The organism is Azospira restricta (genome assembly GCF_016858125.1).
Classification (GTDB): domain Bacteria; phylum Pseudomonadota; class Gammaproteobacteria; order Burkholderiales; family Rhodocyclaceae; genus Proximibacter; species Proximibacter restrictus.
This window is the reverse complement of record NZ_CP064781.1, coordinates 2,623,637-2,640,432: the sequence shown is the minus strand read 5'-3', so window position 1 is coordinate 2,640,432 and position 16,796 is coordinate 2,623,637. Positions and strand designations below refer to the sequence as shown.

Below are 16,796 nucleotides of genomic sequence, written 5' to 3'. Positions count from 1 at the left end.
GGCCCTCGCGCGCCGCCCGGGCGTTCCCGCCACCACCACCCAAGGCCTCGAATCCATGCGCTCCATCTACGACGTCGACGTGATCCTCCTCCTCGCCACCATGCTCGCCGGCAAGCGCCGCCCGGCGGAATTGCCCGGGATCGTCGCCGCCGCCGAACTGGTGCAGGGACTGCAGGGCACGCTGCCGGCCGCGGCCAAGCTGCGCGCCGCCTTCTCCCGGCTGGCGACGAACGGGCTGGTCTGCGCCGCCGAGGGCGGCTTCGCGCTCACCGCCGCGGCGCAGCAGATCGTCGCCGGCGCGTCGCGCAAGGCGAGCAACGCCGAGCGCCTCGCCGGCATCCGCGAGAAGCTCGCCGGCTACGCGCCGACCGACGGTCACGCCGACATCGTGGTTCCCGACGAGCAATGGAATGCGGCGATCGCCGAGCACCGCGCGTCCGCCGCAGCGGCCGGCAAGAACCTGCTGGTGCCGAAGCCCAGGACCGACGACGACGAACGGAAGAAGCGCCCGGGCCCCGGCCTGCGCCAGCGCAAGCCGCTGCCCCCCCGCCGGCGCAAGGACTGACGCCCGCGGCGCGCGCCCTCAGCGGTACTGCGCGGCGGTGATGAACTGGCCGAAGGACTCGCACCAGACGATCACCGTGTTGTAGGCGGAGACGTCGACCGGCTCGGGAACGGCGACGACGAAATTCTCGAAGGTGCGCACGTCGCCGACGCGCACCATGCGCGACTTCAGCCGCAGGAAGTCGGCCTCGGTCTCGACGAACTCGGGCGACAGGTAGAGCTTGTAGTCCGGCCCCGGCGCCAGCCGCCCGACCAGCGCGACGCTGCGCCGCCCGACCGACACCGCGCCCTCGCCCCAGTGCAGCGGGTCGCTGTCCTTCAGATCGCGCCGGAACTGTCCGCGGTACGCCATCTCGCCCGCCGCCGCGCTCGCCTGCGCCGCAGTCGGCGCCGCCGGCGCGATGAAGATCGGCAGCAGGTAGACGCCGAGCGCGAACCCCAGCGCGACGGCGGCAAGATGCGAGGCGACGAGGAGTGGCAGTTTTTTCACGTTATCAAGCGCCTCGCCGGCAGGCGGCCGGCACGACGACAACGCCGGCCGCAAGCCCTCCGCATCCTAGGGCGTCAACGAACGCGGCAAGGTCGCGGAATCGCCCGACTCCGGGCCCGGGCGCGGCGCCTTCAGGGCGCAGGGTTTCTTCTGCGCTTCCGTCGGGTGCTCGGCCCCGAGACGCTGGTCTTTCAACGCCCCGTAAACCGTGGCCAGTACCGGCGCATCCGCGCTGACCTGGCGCGCCGGCGACGGCTGAACCTGCGTATGCTCGACCCAGCACTCCGCCGGCGCCGGCGGCGGACTGGCAGGCGCAACGGTCTCTCCCTGTGCCAGCGGGAGCACTCCGGCAAGCGCGACTGCCAGGGCCATGCGACAAACCTTCATCACGGCGACCACCTTTCCCTGATACCCGATTAGAGACAGCGGAACGGGGGGTGAAGTTCTGCCGGGGGGTGCAGCGCTCAGCGCAGCAGCATCGCTCGTACTGGCGAAGCGAGGACGGCGAAGCCGAGGACATTGGCGATCACGGTCGCCCAGAACCTGGCGCGGAAGGAGGCCTTGCTCGATTTGTGGCGCAGGACCTGCTGCGCGACGATCGCGCCGGGCCAGCCGCCGACCAGTCCCAGCGTCAGCAAGGTGGCTTCGCTGACCCGCCAGCGCTCCGCAGCCGCCGCCGACTTGTCCAGCGCGTATACGATGAAACAGACCAGGCTCGCGCCGAGGTAGAGCCCGCCGACCCAAAGCGGCAACTTCCAGACGGCCGCGACCACGGTGAAGACGAGCAGGAATGCCGGCAGCGCGAAGCGGCTGGCCGTGCCCCATTGCGCCGGGCCGTCGCCGCGCGAACGCCTGTCCCGACGCGCGGCCCTGACGGGTTCGACGCGCTTCGCCCGCTTCTTGCCATCAACCGTTTCGACCTCGAAGGTCACGTACTGCCCGACCTCCGGCCGGCCGGCGCGCACCGCGAACGCCTTGATGTGCACGAAAACCTCCTGGCCACCGTGGCGCGGCTCGATGAAGCCGAAGCCACGGTCGTCGTTCCAGGTCTTGATTGCGCCTTCGCTTCGCATGATTTTCTGGTTACGTTCCAGGAAGAAAACGTGGTGTGTCCCCTATTTCTTTATTTCTTTTGCAAATAGTGGCCAGCACCGCCCTCAAAACAGCGTCTCCCGATACCGCAGCTTCCCATCCAGCAGCACCCCGAGAATCCCCGCCTTCCCGCGGCTGTCCACCGCCGCCAGGATCGACACCTTCTCGCCGCCCTGCGGCCGCTCGATCTGGCGGCCGGTGCCTTCCTGCACATAGTATTGCTCGATGCCGTAGCGCACCTGCAGCGTGCGCCGTTTGACCGAGGTGTTGCTGGCGCGGTCCCAGTCGTGGTCGGCGACGTAGCTCACCTCACCCTTCAGCGCGAGCAGGCCGGCCGGCACCGCGGCGCGCTCGCGGTGCACCGAGACCGCCCGGGCGCCGGCCGGGTCCGGTTTCAGCGCGACCCAGACGGTGTCGTGGCGCGCGAACTCCCGGTCGCCGCCGACCGCGTCGTCGCCGTCGAGGCGCAGCCGGCTGATCGAATAGTTGAGGCGCGCGTAGTCGCCCATGAACAGCGAGCGCGGGTCGACCGGCTCGGTCTGCAGCACGACCTGGGTGCCGCGGTTCAGCGTCCATTGCTTGTCGGCGATCATCGTCGCCAGCGCGGCGACCTGCACGGCGGCGAGCAGCGAAATCTTCAGCCACAGGTTCATGCTTGCCCCCTGCCGTCGTTGCCCTCGATCTCGCGCAGCAGCGCCCGCCGCCGCCGCTCCAGCCAGCCGCCGCCGGCGAGCAGCAGGAGGCCGCCGGCCATGAAGAACAGCGCGCGGTCGAACAGCGTCCAGAAGGTGTCGAAGTAGCGCGCCAGCACCCAGATCGAGAAGCCGGCGAAGGCGCGGTTCACCAGCTGGCGGTCGGCGTGGCGGATGCCGAGGTCGCCGACCCAGTACAGCAGCGCGAGGAAGAGCGCATTCCAGAACAGCGCCGGCACGCTGCCGCTGCGCGGCACCACCACCTCGACCGCGAGCAGCAGCGCGAAGGCGGCGGCGAGCGCGGCGGCGAGCGCCCGGCGCGGCGGCGGCAGTTCGCTCGCGCGCAGCAGGCGGGCGACGCCGGCCAGGAAGAAGGCGGCGGTGACGGCCAGCGCCGCCAGCCACGGCCACGCGGCTTCGGCCCGCCGCGACAGGCGCAGGTCGAGATCGGGGAAGGTGAACAGGAAGGCGCCGGCCAGCGCGGCGAGCAGGAAGTCGCCGCGCAGCGCGCGCGCGAACGGCTGCGCGCTCGCCTGCGCCAGCGTCCACAGGCCGGCGACGCCGAGCACCTGCAGCGCGAACAGGCGCAGGTGCGCGTTCGAATCCCACAGCGGCCCGATCCACGTCTGCGCGTGCCAGCCGGCGAGCCACAGCAGCAGCACGCCGCCCCAGCCGCGCGCGGCGAGCGGCCAGTCGTGGCGCGCCAGCGGCACCGCGGCGAGCGCGAGGAAGCCGAGCAGCGGCCAGTTCATCACGCGGTAGTCGAACTGCTCGCTCCAGGTCCACACCGCGGCCAGCGCCAATGCCGCCAGCAGCGCCGGCTGCGAGGCGAACAGCCAGGCGGTGAGCAGGCCGCCGGCCGCCCACAGCGCGAGGCCGTCGGGGAAGTGCGCGTCGATGTGGTAGATCTGCCCGACCAGCATGATCGCGGCGCCGAAGAAGAACACCGAGAGCAGGACCATGCCCTGCGCCAGCTTCGGCATCGCGCCGCGCGTCTGGCAGAAGCCGTTGCCGGCGTGGCTGGCGATCAGGGCGAGGAAGACGAGGACGAGTTTGGCGAGCTTGCTCATCTCGTTCCAGTGCGCGGCGAACCAGGTGATGACGCCGACGCCGAGCAGCACCGCACCGGCGAGCGCCAGCGCCGAGGCCCACGCCGGCTTTGCCTGCCGTGCCGCGAAATCGGCGAGGATCGCCGCCCGCCCCTCGGCGCTGACCCAGCCCTGCGCCTCCCAGCGCGGCAGCTCCTGCGCCAGCCGCTTGCCGAACCCCCGCTCGTTCATTGCCGCCCCTGCGTCGATGGAGATGCGGGGATCATACTCCTTGCGCCTACTCGTGCAGCACGACCCCGACCACCGGGTCGAAGGCGTCCTCCCACGGCGCCTCCGCGATGCGCTCGCGCGCCTGGCGGTAGCCGGCGTCCCAGCGGGCACGGATGCCGGCGGCAGTGAAGTCGATGTCCTTGCTGCCGTCCTCGCCGTCCAGCCGCGGCGCGCGCAGCGAGAGCACGTGCATCACCGTGCCGCAGCCCCAGCTCATCAGCTCGCGCACCTCGGGCCGGGCGCGCTCCTCCGCCGGCAGCCGCTTGCCGAGCTCGCGGACGATGTGGCGCAGGCGGTGGATCTGCTGCTGGCGGGCGACGTGGCTGCGGTGCCGGCTCGAATACTGGATGTCCTTCAGCCGGCTCAGCACCTGCTGGATGCTGGCCGGGTCGTCGTCGTCCTGCTCCTGCTGCCAGAGCTGCGTGGCGAAGATCAGCGAGTCGCGGCGCGGCGCGTCGTCCATCACCACCTCGATCGGGGTGTTGGAATAGACGCCGCCGTCCCAGTACGGCTCGCCGTCGATCAGCACCGCCGGGAAGGCCGGCGGCAGCGCGCCGGAGGCGAGGACGTGGTCAGGCGCAAGCGGCTCGTCGCGGCTGTCGAAGTAGCGCATCCGGCCCGAGCGGGCGTTCACCGCCCCCAGCGTCAGCCGCGTGCCGCCGCCGGCGATGCGGCCGAAATCGACCAGCTCGGCGAGCGTCCGGCGCAACGGCGCGGTGGTGTAGAAGCTGGCGCCGGCGACGCCGAGCGGCGCGCAGGCGCCGAGCCAGCTCTCCGGGTTGGGCGCGAAGAAGCCGGGAATGCCGTGCAGCAGCGTGCCGAGCCGCGAAAAGACGCCACCGGGGTCGAGGGCGGCGAACGGCGCGGAGGTCGCGCCGCCGGCTGCGCGCGCCCAGAACTCGCGCAGCCGCGGCAGGCGCTCGCCCGGCGCGTTGCCGGCGATGATGGCGCCGTTGATGGCGCCGATCGAGGTGCCGACCACCCAGTCCGGCTCGATGCCGGCTTCATGCATCGCTTCGTAGACGCCGACCTGGAAGGCGCCGAGCGCGCCGCCGCCCTGCAGCACGAGGACGACCTGCCCGGGGAGATCGCGGCGGCTGCCGGCGGCGGCAGATTCGACGGCGCAGCTGGCGGGGTTGTCGGTCTTCATGGCGCAGCCCTCCGGTGGCGGAGCGTCCGGCCTCCCGTCATTCCGGCGTCCGCCGGAATGACGGGGGATGCGGATGTCAGGCAGGCGCTTGGTGGCACCGCCCCCGGACACTCACTACCGATTGAGAGTCCGCGGCAGGCGCTTGGTTCGGCGCTGCCGTCAGACCGGCACCAGCGACTGCCGCCCCGACCAGCCCTCGCCGGCCGCCAGCGTCACCGGGACACGGACTGCGGCGGCTTCGACGCAGAGCAGGTGCCGCCAGCCGGACGGCGCCATGTCGGCGAGCGCGGCGCAGCGCTCGACCCACGGGTTCCAGACGACGACGTCGGGGAAGCCTTCCTGGTCGAGGCCCAGGCTGAGGTTGCCGGCGTTCACCAGCAGCGGCCGCCTGACGCCGTGGTAGACGCGGTCGGTTTCGCCCTCGAAGCCGAGCCGGGTGCCGGTGTCCTTGACGATGCGGTCGCCGCGCGCGGCGTCACGGTATTCGTGGCCGTAGAGGCCTTCCAGATAGCTGTCCTCGACCTCGGTGACGCGCAGGTAGCTGTGCAGCGCGGCGGTAAACGCCAGCGGCGCGTCGCCGGTGTTGTCCACGCCCAGTTCGACGTCGAGCCGGTTGTTTTCGAGGTTCACGGTGATCTCCGCGCGGAAGGCGTGCGGCCACAGCCTGCGCGTCGCGGCGTCGTCCTCCAGCGCGAAGGAGACCATCGCGTAGTCCTTGCCGGTCGAGCGGCCGCTTTCGCTCCAGGTCCGGGTGCGCGCGAAACCGTGCTTGGGCAGCGGGCCGAGGCCGGCGAACTGCGGGAAGCAGACGGGGACGCCGCCGCGGATCGGCGCGCTGCCGTCGAAGACCGCGCGCTCGGAGAGGAACAGCCGCTCGCGGCCGTCGGCGGTGGTCCACGACAGCACCTGCGCGCCGAAGGCGCTGACCACGGCGCTGGCGCCGCTCGGCACGCGCAGGCGCAACGCGGCGAGGCCGTGGAAGTCGATGCTTTCGATCAGCCCGGCGGCGAGGCGTTCGGGGCGGGGGGCGGCGGGTTTCTTCATCGCGGGTTCCGGTTCAGTGGGCGCGGATCACGTCGGTGTCCGCCGGGTTGTGCTCGTCGCGGTAGATCGCGGCGCGCGCCGGAGCCGGGCCGTTGTAGCAGGCGACGACGACGTTGCTCGCCGCCTGCCCGCGGTGCAGCACGTCGACGCCGCAGCGGCCGTAGACCGACTCGATCGTCGCCAGCAGGTTGCGCGCGTACGGCGTCGCCAGCCGGCCGTCGAGGATCAGGTTGGCGAGCATGACGCCGTCGGGCTTCAGCGCGCGCTTGCTGGTCTCCCAGAATTCGCGCGTCACCAGGTGCGCCGGGATCGACATGCGCGCGGTGTAGACGTCGACCACCACCGCGTCGAAGCGGCGTTCGGTCGCTTTCACGTAGCGGCGCGCGTCGTCGGCGACGAACTCGCCGTTCGCCGTCCCCTTCAGGAAGTGCCGCTCGGCCAGTTCGCGGATCGCCGGGTCGATGTCGACGTAGGTGTAGCGGTTCTTCGGCTCGTCGTGCGACAGCGTGAAGCCGCCGGCGCCCAGCACCAGCACCTCGCGGCCGCTGAAGGCCAGCTCGTCGAGCAGGATCTGCCGCATGCGGCGGATGTAGCGGGCGTACAGCGGCGGCGAGCTTTCGTCGATCAGCGACGAGACCGAGTTGTTGACCTTGAAGGCGCGCGCGTCGACCGCCTCGGCGAGCTTCACCGGCTCGACCGCGTAGCTCGCGTAGGCGGTCTCGCCGACCACCCACAGCCGCTGGTTGGCGGCGAAGGTGGCGGCGACGCCGGCAGCGACCAGCGCCAGCGCGCGCGGCCGCATCCCCTGCAGCAGCACGACGCCGGCGAACAGCAGCAGCGCTACCAGCACCACCGCGGCGCTGACGCCGAGCCACTGCATCACCACGAGCGACAGGCTGACCGAACCGAGGAAGGAGCCGAGCGTGGACCAGTAGAGCGCGAAGCCGGCCTTCTCGCCGGCGCGCTCGTGGCGCATCAGGTTGGTCAGCGCCGGCACGGTCTGCCCGAGCAGCCAGGCCAGCGGGCAGAGCACGCCGCCGATGAACACGGCGTAGGCGAAGACCGGCGGCGGCAGGTGGGCGAAGATCGCGTCCACGGTGTTGCCGGCCAGCCCGACCGCGGCGAGGAAGGCGGAGATCAGGAAATTGCGCGCGACCACCCGCGAGAAGTCGGCGGCGATGCGCCCGCCCGAGGCGTAGCCGAGCGCCAGCGCGAGCAGGAAGAAGCCGATCGTCGGCGCGGTGACGACGATGCTGCTACCGACGTGCGGGATCAGCTGGCGCAGCGCCAGCACCTCGGCGCCGAGCGAACAGAAGCCCTCGATGAAGACGATCAGGAACAGCTGGCGCGGGGTCATGGCGGCGGGCAGCGAAAGGCGGGGCGGCCAGTTTACCCGGAGTCGGGGCGGCGAGCCTTTATAATCGGCGACCTGCGCCGGACAGATGCCCCTCCTCCCCCTTCAAGGGGGAGGCCGGGAGGGGGATGGGGGACGGTGCCGGCGACCGCTTCCAGCCCCCCATCCCCACCCCAACCCTCCCCTTGAAGGGGAGGGAGGCCCCCCCGCCCGACGCCAACCAACCGAAGCCGCCTATGCTCAGCTACCGCCACGCCTTCCACGCCGGCAACCATGCCGATGTCCTCAAGCACCTCGTGCTGGTGCAACTGATCGACTACCTGAAGCAGAAGGAGAAGCCTTTCTGGGTGATCGACACGCACGCCGGCGCCGGCCTCTACGCGCTCGACGCCGGGCACGCCACCAAGCTCGCCGAGCACGAGGGCGGCATCTCCCGCCTGTGGGGCCGCGCCGACCTGCCGCCGGCGGTCGCCGCCTACGTCGACACGGTGCGCCCGCTCAACGCGCGCAACGCCGACGGCGCGCTCAACGCCTACCCCGGCTCGCCGTGGATCGCCTGGAAGCTGCTGCGGCCGGAGGACAAGCTGCGCCTGTTCGAGCTGCACACGACCGACATCCGGACGCTCGCCGACAACTTCCGCGACGGCGGCCGCCAGGTGATGGTCACGCACGGCGACGGGCTGGCCGGGCTGAAGGGGCTGCTGCCGCCGCCGCCCAAGCGCGCGCTGGCGCTGATCGACCCGTCCTACGAGACCGCAGGCGACTACCGCAACGTCGTGAAGACGATCGAGGAGGCGCTGAAGCGCTTCGCCACCGGCACCTACGCGGTGTGGTACCCGATCCTCGCCAAGCCCGAGGCGAAGGCGCTGCCGGAGAAGCTGAAGGCGCTGGCGGCGGCCGCCGGCAGGCCGTGGCTGGACGCGACGCTGACCGTGCGCCGGCAGCCGCCGGGCGTGTTCGGCATGCCCGGCAGCGGCATGTTCGTGATCAACCCGCCGTGGACGCTGGAGAAAACGCTGCGCGAAACGCTTCCCTGGCTGGCCGAGGCGCTCGCCGAGGACGGCGGCGCCGGCTTCACGCTCGCCGCGCAGGCGGACTGAGCGCGCCCCCGCCCATGCTGCGCACCGTCTTCTCCGCCTCGTCCTGCAGCCAGGCGACGAAGCGCTCGACCTCGGGGCGCATGGCGCCCTTCGTGCGCACCAGGTAATAGCCGCGCGCCGGCAGCTTCTCGCGGCGCACCGCCAGCGGCTTCAGCCGGCCGTCGGCGATCGCGCGCGCGACCAGCGGGCCGCGCCCGAGGGCGACGCCCTGCCCCTCCTCGGCGGCGCGGATCAGCTGGTCGTACTGATTGAAGCGCAGCACCGCCTTCGGCCGCGCGCCGGCCAGACCGAGGCCGAGCAGCCACGGCTCCCACGACAGCCACGGCGCGGCGCGGTCGTCGTCGTAGGCGAGCAGCACGATGCGCGAGAAGTCGTCGGCGCTGACGTGCTTGGGCAGGGTCGCCGCGAGCTGCGGCGAGGCCACCGGGAACACCTCCTCCTCGAACAGCAGCGTCGCCTCGGCCGGCACGTCGTCGCCGGCGAGGTAGCGCAGGCCGACGTCGAAACCCTCGCGCTCGAGATCGACGACGCGGTTGTCGGCCGAGATGCGCACGTCGACGTCGGGCTGCGCCTCCTGGAAGGCGGCCAGCCGCGGTACCAGCCACAGCGAGGCGATGCCGACGGCGGCGGTGATCTGCACCTGCGGCCGGCGCTGCGCGGCGCGCAGGCCGGCGCAGACGTCGGCCAGCCGCTCCAGCAGCTCGCCGACGACGCGCAGCAGCGTCTCGCCCTCGGGCGTCAGCCGCAGCCGGCGCACCTCGCGCTGGAACAGGCGCACGCCGAGCTGCTCCTCCAGCGTCTGGATCTGCCGGCTGACCGCCGACTGCGTCAGGTGCAGCTCGTCGGCTGCGCGCGTGAAGCTCAGGTGCCGCGCCGCCGCCTCGAAGCCTTTCAGCGGATCCAGCGACGGCAGCCGGCGCAGCCGTTCCCGGGCGCCTTGATCGATGCGCTCATCCATGCGGTTTCCTCATGTATGGCATGCGGTTTTTCCGTTTGTTGCGGCACACAAAGCCAACTAGATTGGCATCACGGCACCGCCGTACGGAAAGTTGAATGCGAACCACGCATGGAGGATAGCATGAACGCGAACGCCAACCCGACCCGCTACACCCTCGCCGGCCGCGAGCTGCTGGCGCTCGAGCACAGCCACGGCTTCGTCGTCGATTGCCTCGAGGGCGAACTGTGGATTACCGCCGCCGGCGCCGCTGGCGACTACCTGCTGCTCCCTGGCCAGCGCCTGCGCCTCGCCGGCAGCCCGCGCGTGGTGGTCTCCGCGCTGCGCCCGGCGGTGGTCGCCGCCCGCCCGTGCTGCGGCGACAGCCCGATCCGCCGGATCGCCGCACGCTGCACCGCGGCCGTCGCCGACGCCATCCGCCGCTGGCAGCATGCGCCGCTGGCGGCCTATCCGGTGATCCGCCTGCGTTGACGGCCCCGGGCCGGCGCCCTGGCGCCCGGCCCGGAATTTCGGCACGGATATTGCTGCATCCGCGGGCACATCCCGCGTCAATGCCAAGGAGTCCGTAATGAAGGTAACGTCGACCAGCCTCCCGCAAGTCGCCCAGAACTTTGCCCGCCCGGCCGCCACGGCCCGCGGCAAGGAAGCTTTCACGCCGCCGGCGGCCCCCGGCGCAGGGCAGGAAAAGCCGGCACCGGCAAAATCTGCCGAGGCGCAGGGCCCGAAGGCCGTTCCTCCCGGACTTGAGAAAGTGCAGGCCCGTTTGCAGGAAATCGCGCCGGAGGAGCGCACCCGCGGCCAGACCAACGCGCTGTCGTCGATCGATCGCAACATCGCCCGCTACGTCGCGCAGCAGGCCGCCGCCGAAACCCCCGAAGCCCCCGCCAACTCGATCAGCACCAGCGCCTGAGCGGGGTGCGCCTGAGCGGGGTGCGCAGCACCTCGCGAAGAAGTACTCTAGGGGTGCGCCTGAGCGGGATGCGCAGCATCCCGCGAGGAAGTCCTCTCGGGGGGCGCCTGAGCCGGGGTGCGCAGCACCCCGCGAGGAAGTCCGCTTGGGGGCGCCCGAGCGGGGCGCGACGCACCGCCCCCGCGCCCGCGGGGCCGCCCTACAGCCGGTCGTACTTCGCGCGCGAGCCGAAGGCCTTCTCGACCGGGTATTTCTCGCCGTTCTTCGCGAGCTTCGCCGCCGCCGCGTCGAGCAGGTCGATGCCGGCCGTGTCGGCGATCAGCAACAGGTAGAGGAAGACGTCGGCGCATTCGTCGGCGAGCGCCTCGCGCCCGGCCGCATCGGCCGGCAGCGCGGCGATCTCGGCGTCGCTCTTCCACTGCAGCAGCTCGAGCAGCTCGCCCGCCTCCAGGTTGAGCGAGACGATCAGGTTCCGCAGCGAATGGAACTGCTGCCAGTCGCGCTCGTCGCGAAAGCGCAGCAGCGCCTCGCGCAGCGCCTCAATGCTGTTCATGACGCCCCTCCCCGACCAGGGTCAGCTGCGCGCGCAGGCGCACCATCACCACGTCGTGCCCGAGCAGCGTGACGCTGCCCTGGCGACGGTTGTCGCCGGTGTCGCTGTATTCGAAGGCATAGGTGCGCTGCAGCCGCAGCCGGCCGGCGTCGTCGCGCGCGAGCCGCAGCCCGCGGCCGGCGACGGTGTCGTCGAGCAGCTGCAGGTCCTCCTCGGCGCAGGCGGCACGCGCCTCGCGGATGCCCGCCTCGCGGGCCTTCAGGCTGTCCAGCCAGAACCAGCAGAGCAACCCGAGCACGGCGATGGAAAGAAGTTCGAAAGTCGGCATGGCCGGCAGTTTACCTGCCTGCGCCGGCGCCCGGAACGAAAACGCTTCGGCCGCCGGGCGGCCGGCGGTGTTAACATCCGCCGACCATGGAACATCCCTACGCCACCCTCACCCCGGACCGCGTGCTCGACGCGATCGAGGCTGCCGGCCTCGCGCCGGACGGCCGCCTGCTGGCGCTGAACAGCTTCGAGAACCGTGTCTACCAGGTCGGCATCGAGGACGGCCCGCCGCTGATCGCCAAGTTCTACCGCCCCGGCCGCTGGCCGGACGCGGCGATCCTCGAGGAGCACGCCTTTCTCGCCGAACTCGCCGCCGAGGAGATTCCCGTCGTGCCGCCGCTGCCCTTCGCCGACGGCTCGACGCTGGCCCACCACGGCCCCTTCCGGCTGGCGCTCTTCCCGCGCCGCGGCGGCCGCGCGCCGGAACTCGGCGACGCCGCGACGCGCGAGTGGATGGGCCGCTTCCTCGGCCGCATCCATGTCGTCGGCCGGCGCCGCGCCTTCGCCGCGCGGCCGGCGCTGGACATCGCCAGCTTCGGCGAGGAGCCGCGCGACTGGCTGGTCGAGCACGGCGCGCTGCCGCCGGAGCTGTTCGCCGCGTGGAAGGGCACCATCGACATCGCGCTCGACGGCGTGCGCCACGCCTTCGCCCGCGCCGGCGACGTGACGACGCTGCGCCTGCACGGCGACTGCCACCTCGGCAACGTGCTGTGGACCGACGACGGCCCGCATTTCGTCGACTTCGACGACAGCCGCATGGGACCGGCGGTGCAGGACCTGTGGATGCTGCTCTCCGGCGAGCGGCTGGAGATGCAGGCGCAGCTGCAGGATGTGCTCGCCGGCTACGAGGATTTCTGCGAGTTCGACCGGCGCGAGCTGCACCTGGTCGAGGCGCTGCGCACGCTGCGCCTGATCCACTACGCGGCGTGGATCGCGCGCCGCTGGGACGACCCGGCCTTCCCCGCCGCCTTCCCGTGGTTCGGCACGGCGCACTACTGGCAGTCGCGCATCCTCGAACTGAAGGAGCAGATCGCGGCGATGGACGAGCCGCCTCTGGTCGCGTAAACGACGAACGACACGAACGAAAACCACCGCAAGGAGCCCGCCATGTCCCTCTTCCTGCTCGGCGACAAGCGCCCGCAGATCGATCCCTCCGCCTGGATCGCCGCCAACGCGACGGTGATCGGCGACGTGCGGCTGGCCGCCAACGCCTCGATCTGGTGGAACGCCGTGCTGCGCGGCGACAACGACCCGATCACGATCGGCGAGAACAGCAACATCCAGGACGGTTCGGTGCTGCACACCGACGAGGGCGTGCCGCTGACGATCGGCGCCAACGTCACCGTCGGCCACCTGGTGATGCTGCACGGCTGCGCCATCGGCGACGGTTCGCTGATCGGCATCGGCTCGATCGTGCTCAACCGGGCAGTGATCGGCAAGGAGTCGATCGTCGGCGCCAACACGCTGATCCCGGAGGGCAAGACCTACCCCGAGCGGGTGCTGATCGTCGGCTCGCCGGGCAAGGTCGTGCGCGAACTCACCGACGAGGAAGTGGCGCGGCTCAGGCACAGCGCCGCGCACTACGTCGACAATGCCCGCCGCTACCGCGAGCAGCTGCGGGCGCTGTAAACGGCAACGGGGCCGCAGCGCGGCCCCGTCGTCGCGACTGCTGCGCCGCGTCAGCGGGCGCGGTAGAGCAGCGTCGGGTGGAACTCGCGCAGGATCTTCTGCATGCCGAGCCGCGAGCGGGTGTTGAGCACCAGCGGCGAGCGCGTGTTGGCGGCGATCCGGCCGTTGTCGGCTTCCTGGCGGTAGAGCACGACGACGACGACGACCTCGGCCGGGTCCTTCAGGTCGATCAGCGCGGCATCCTCGTCCGACAGTTCCATCTCGTACTGGACGTCGATCGACTCCGGCGGCACCACCGAGAAGGCGAGCTGGGGATCGTCGAGCGACTGCAGCCAGAACACGGTCGGCTTGCCCTCCTCGTGGAACAGCGTGAAGCGGCGGGCGTCCTCGAAGCCGACCAGCCCCTGCGGGAAGGTGAACACGGAGTCCGGGTTGACCGGAACGTCCTTGAGGCCGAACTTGGCGATGTCGATTTTCATGGTTTCTTCCCTGGTTGCACCGCCGACAAAAGCACGGCGGTTCGTGCACAATAGCGCCTAATTTAACCTGTGCCGGCGTCCTGCGAAAGATGACTTTCGAGTTTTCCCTGCAAACCGCCATCCTGTGTACGCTCGGCAGCTCGCTGATTCTCGCGGCGACCTTCCTCTACCTGTGGCGCACCGACGCCCAGCGTTTCCTCCTCTACTGGTCGCTCGCCTTCCTCGCGCAGGCGCTGCGCATGGGCGCGCAGCTCGCCGTCACGCTCGGCGTCGGCGCCGCCGGCCTCGTCGCCGACCTGCTCTTCGCGCTCGCCGCACTGCTCATCTGGCATGGCTGCCGCCTGCTCGCCGACGCCGCGCCGCGCATCCCGCCCGCTGCCGCGGCGCTCGCCGTGGCACTGCTGTGGGGCGCCTGGGCCGGCAGCGCCGAGCTCTCCTTCCTCGCGCGCACGCTGCCGCTGTACGCCATCGCCGGCGGCCTGCTGATCCATGCCGGAGCGATCCTCAAGCGCCTCGGCGACCGCCAGCCCGGCATCGGCTACCGACCGCTGGCGGCGCTCTTCGTGCTGCTCGGCGTGCACTACCTCGACTATCCGCTGCTGCGCCCGGTGCCGTGGTTCGCGCCGGTCGGCTTCGCGCTCGCCGCGGTGCTGATGCTCGGCATCGGCATCATGATGCTGATCATCACACAGCGCCGGCAGCAGGCGCAGCTGCGCGAGCTGACGGCGACGCTGCGCGCGGAAATGGCGGAGCGCCGGGCCTCGGAGCGCCGGCTGCAGGCGAGCGAAGTCCGCTTCCGCGGCATCTTCGAGGGCGTCGCCGGAATCGCCGTGCAGGGCTACGACCCCGACCGCCGGGTGATCTACTGGAACGACGCGAGCGCGCGTTTCTTCGGCTACCGCCGCGAGCAGGCGCTCGGCCGCCCGATCGACGAACTGCTGCTCGCCGCCGACGAGCGCGCCGCCTTCCGTGCCGGCGTCGACGCCTGGCTGGCCGGCGGGCCGGCGCCGGCAGCGGGCGAGTTCGCGCTGCGCCGCGACGACGGGAGCATCATCCGCGTCTACTCGACGCAGGTGATGATCAGCAACCTCGCCGGCGAGCCGGAGATCTACTGCATCGACCTCGACCTTTCCGAGATCCACCGGCTGCAGGGCGAACTGCGCGAGTACTCGGAACGCTTCCGGGCGATCGCCGAATCGTCCGAACTCGGCGTCGTCGTCGCCGACGAGCGCGGCAACTTCATCTACTGCAACTCGCGTTACCTGGCGCTGTCGGCGTCGTCGATGGACGAGGTGCGCGCCGGCCGCTGGATCGAGCACCTGCATCCGGACGACCGCGAGCCGATGCGCGCACGCTGGCGCGAGGCGATCGCGACGCGCAGCGGATTCACGATGGAACGCCGCGTGATCGCCGCCGACGGCGCGACGATCTGGGCGCGCGCGCACATCGTGCCGATCCATGCCGAGGACGGCGCCTTCCGCGGCTTCGTCGCCACCGTCGAGGACATCAGCGCGCTGAAGGAAGCCGAGCTGGCGCTGCGCCTGTCGGAGGCGAAGTTCTCCGGCGCCTTCCACGCCAGCCTCGACTACGTCACGCTCAGCGACCTCGAATCCGGCGAGATCTACGAGGTCAACGAGGCCTTCGAGCAGCTGACCGGATGGACGCGCGCGGAGGCGATCGGCCACACGGCGGCGGAGCTGGGCATCTGGCCGGACGCGACGGCCCGCGACGCGGCGATCGCCCGCCTGCGCGAACAGGGCTTCCTGCGCGAGCATCCGATCCGCATCGGCACGCGCGACGGCCGCCAGGTCGACGGCCTGCTCAACGCCTCGCTGATCGGCGTCGACGGCCGCCAGTACCTGCTCGGCGTGGTCCGCGACATCACGCTGCAGAAGCAGGCCGAGGAGGCGCTGCGGCGCAGCGAGGAGAAGTTCTCGCGCATCGTCCACTACTCGCCGGCGGCGCTGGCGATCACCGACGCCGAGACCGGCGTCGTCGTCGACTTCAACCGCGCCTGGCAGGAACTGCTCGGCTATACGCGCGAGCAGGTGATCGGCCGCAATTCGCGGGAATTCGGGCTGTGGTTCGACGACGCCGAGCGCGATGCGCTGTACCGCAAGCTCGCCGACGGCAACGGCGAGCTCGACCGCTACGAGTGCCGCTACCGGCGCGCCGACGGCACGGCGGTCTACGGCCTGATCTCCGGCCGCCTGTTCGACATCGGCGGCCGCGGCTGCTACCTGTGGAGCGTCACCGACATCACGCTGCGCCACCAGCTCGAGCAGCGCATGGCCGAACTCAACGCCGAACTGGAGGCGCGCGTCGCCGAGCGCACCGCCGAGCTGCAGCGCGCGCAGGACGAGCTGATCCGCAGCGAGAAGCTGGCCGCGCTCGGCGCGCTGGTCGCCGGCGTCGCGCACGAACTGAACACGCCGATCGGCAACAGCGTCACCGTCGCCAGCACGCTGCACGAGCGCACGCAGGAGTTCGCCGGGCAGATCGACGACGGCCTGCTGCGCCGCTCGGCGCTGAACGCCTACCTCGACGCCGCGCGCACCGCCAGCGACCTGCTGCTGCGCAATCTCGACCAGGCGCGCAACCTGGTCACCAGCTTCAAGCAGGTAGCGGTCGACCAGACCAGCGACCAGCGCCGCCGCTTCGACCTGCGCGAGGTCGTCGGCGAGGTGCTGATGACGCTGTCGCCGACGATCCGCAAGACGCCGTTCAAGGTGGCGATGGAGATTCCCGAGGGCATCGTGCTCGACAGCTACCCCGGCCCGCTCGGCCAGGTCATCACCAACTTCGTCACCAACTCGCTGGTGCACGCCTTCGACGGCCGCCGCCGCGGCCAGGTCGTCATCCGCGCCGGCGTGCCCGAGCACGGCCAGGTGGTGATGACCGTCGAGGACGACGGCGTCGGCATCGCAGAGGAACACTTCCGCCGGATCTTCGATCCCTTCTTCACGACCAAGCTCGGCCAGGGCGGCAGCGGACTCGGTCTGCACATCGTCTACAACATCGTCACGCGCGTACTCGGCGGCCGCATCTCGCTGGACAGCCGGCTTGGCACCGGTACGACGTTTATGCTTACAATGCCCTTGTGTGCGCCGAGCGCCGAAAAAGACCCCGCCTGAACCA

The 16,796-nt window shown here is 71.3% G+C and carries 19 protein-coding genes; 7 read left to right on the top strand and 12 right to left on the bottom strand.

What is annotated here, in order from left to right; all coding sequences use genetic code 11:
* Positions 1-55 precede the first annotated feature (55 nt).
* Entirely contained in the window at positions 56-565 is a 510-nt protein-coding gene (locus IWH25_RS12735; RefSeq protein WP_203386165.1) for a hypothetical protein, read from the top strand.
* A gap of 18 nt (positions 566-583) precedes the next feature.
* On the opposite strand, the gene IWH25_RS12730 is transcribed toward IWH25_RS12735, so the two are convergent.
* From IWH25_RS12730 to IWH25_RS12695, 8 genes are all read right to left on the bottom strand, one after another.
* Positions 584-1,054, bottom strand: coding sequence for a DM13 domain-containing protein (locus IWH25_RS12730; RefSeq protein ID WP_203386164.1), 471 nt, complete (start codon positions 1,052-1,054; stop codon positions 584-586).
* A 66-nt stretch (positions 1,055-1,120) separates the two neighbouring features.
* Positions 1,121-1,426, bottom strand: coding sequence for a hypothetical protein (locus IWH25_RS12725; RefSeq protein ID WP_203386163.1), 306 nt, complete (start codon positions 1,424-1,426; stop codon positions 1,121-1,123).
* Between the two features lie 92 nt (positions 1,427-1,518).
* On the bottom strand, positions 1,519-2,127 hold the full coding sequence (locus IWH25_RS12720; protein ID WP_203386162.1) for a DUF1294 domain-containing protein: 609 nt from the start codon (positions 2,125-2,127) through the stop codon (positions 1,519-1,521).
* Between the two features lie 84 nt (positions 2,128-2,211).
* Positions 2,212-2,799: a GDYXXLXY domain-containing protein gene (locus IWH25_RS12715; RefSeq protein WP_203386161.1), complete on the bottom strand. Its 588-nt coding sequence runs from the start codon at positions 2,797-2,799 to the stop codon at positions 2,212-2,214.
* A complete protein-coding gene (locus IWH25_RS12710) occupies positions 2,796-4,118 on the bottom strand; it encodes a DUF2157 domain-containing protein (protein WP_203386160.1) in 1,323 nt (440 codons plus the stop codon). The genes IWH25_RS12715 and IWH25_RS12710 overlap by 4 nt, the downstream gene beginning before the upstream one ends.
* A 46-nt stretch (positions 4,119-4,164) precedes the next feature.
* Entirely contained in the window at positions 4,165-5,307 is a 1,143-nt protein-coding gene (locus tag IWH25_RS12705) for a patatin-like phospholipase family protein (protein ID WP_203386159.1), read from the bottom strand.
* 159 nt (positions 5,308-5,466) lie between these two features.
* A complete protein-coding gene (locus tag IWH25_RS12700; RefSeq protein WP_203386158.1) occupies positions 5,467-6,351 on the bottom strand; it encodes a D-hexose-6-phosphate mutarotase in 885 nt (294 codons plus the stop codon).
* Positions 6,352-6,364: 13 nt separating this feature from the next.
* Entirely contained in the window at positions 6,365-7,708 is a 1,344-nt protein-coding gene (locus IWH25_RS12695) for a fused MFS/spermidine synthase (RefSeq protein ID WP_203386157.1), read from the bottom strand.
* A 233-nt stretch (positions 7,709-7,941) separates the two neighbouring features.
* Between IWH25_RS12695 and IWH25_RS12690 the strand changes: the two genes are divergently transcribed.
* Positions 7,942-8,805: a 23S rRNA (adenine(2030)-N(6))-methyltransferase RlmJ gene (locus tag IWH25_RS12690; protein ID WP_203386156.1), complete on the top strand. Its 864-nt coding sequence runs from the start codon at positions 7,942-7,944 to the stop codon at positions 8,803-8,805.
* Here the strand turns inward: IWH25_RS12690 and IWH25_RS12685 are convergent.
* Positions 8,780-9,763 carry a LysR substrate-binding domain-containing protein gene (locus IWH25_RS12685; protein ID WP_203386155.1) on the bottom strand — a complete coding sequence of 328 codons (984 nt, stop codon included), beginning with the start codon at positions 9,761-9,763 and terminating at the stop codon, positions 8,780-8,782. The genes IWH25_RS12690 and IWH25_RS12685 overlap by 26 nt on opposite strands.
* Positions 9,764-9,883: 120 nt before the next feature.
* On the opposite strand from IWH25_RS12685, the gene IWH25_RS12680 reads away from it, so the two are divergent.
* Together IWH25_RS12680 and IWH25_RS12675 are read left to right on the top strand one after the other, a co-directional pair.
* Complete coding sequence (locus tag IWH25_RS12680) at positions 9,884-10,231, top strand: DUF2917 domain-containing protein (protein WP_203386154.1); 348 nt, start codon at positions 9,884-9,886, stop codon at positions 10,229-10,231.
* A 280-nt stretch (positions 10,232-10,511) separates the two neighbouring features.
* A complete protein-coding gene (locus IWH25_RS12675) occupies positions 10,512-10,670 on the top strand; it encodes a hypothetical protein (protein WP_203386153.1) in 159 nt (52 codons plus the stop codon).
* Positions 10,671-10,869: 199 nt separating this feature from the next.
* Here IWH25_RS12675 and IWH25_RS12670 read toward each other — a convergent pair whose 3' ends face one another.
* Both IWH25_RS12670 and IWH25_RS12665 read right to left on the bottom strand, forming a co-directional pair.
* Positions 10,870-11,223 carry a MazG-like family protein gene (locus IWH25_RS12670; RefSeq protein WP_203386152.1) on the bottom strand — a complete coding sequence of 118 codons (354 nt, stop codon included), beginning with the start codon at positions 11,221-11,223 and terminating at the stop codon, positions 10,870-10,872.
* Positions 11,210-11,551, bottom strand: coding sequence for a DUF3301 domain-containing protein (locus tag IWH25_RS12665; protein ID WP_203386151.1), 342 nt, complete (start codon positions 11,549-11,551; stop codon positions 11,210-11,212). Before IWH25_RS12665 ends, IWH25_RS12670 begins: the two co-directional genes overlap by 14 nt.
* An 86-nt stretch (positions 11,552-11,637) precedes the next feature.
* Between IWH25_RS12665 and IWH25_RS12660 the strand changes: the two genes are divergently transcribed.
* Together IWH25_RS12660 and IWH25_RS12655 are read left to right on the top strand one after the other, a co-directional pair.
* Entirely contained in the window at positions 11,638-12,615 is a 978-nt protein-coding gene (locus tag IWH25_RS12660; RefSeq protein ID WP_203386150.1) for a serine/threonine protein kinase, read from the top strand.
* 42 nt (positions 12,616-12,657) lie between these two features.
* Positions 12,658-13,179, top strand: coding sequence for a gamma carbonic anhydrase family protein (locus IWH25_RS12655; protein WP_203386149.1), 522 nt, complete (start codon positions 12,658-12,660; stop codon positions 13,177-13,179).
* 50 nt (positions 13,180-13,229) lie between these two features.
* On the opposite strand, the gene fliW is transcribed toward IWH25_RS12655, so the two are convergent.
* Positions 13,230-13,658 (bottom strand): flagellar assembly protein FliW, encoded by a 429-nt coding sequence (gene fliW / locus IWH25_RS12650; RefSeq protein WP_203386148.1) that lies wholly within the window; start codon positions 13,656-13,658, stop codon positions 13,230-13,232.
* An 89-nt stretch (positions 13,659-13,747) separates the two neighbouring features.
* Here fliW and IWH25_RS12645 point away from each other — a divergent pair, with 89 nt between their 5' ends.
* Positions 13,748-16,792, top strand: coding sequence for a PAS domain S-box protein (locus tag IWH25_RS12645; protein ID WP_203386147.1), 3,045 nt, complete (start codon positions 13,748-13,750; stop codon positions 16,790-16,792).
* Positions 16,793-16,796 lie beyond the last annotated feature (4 nt).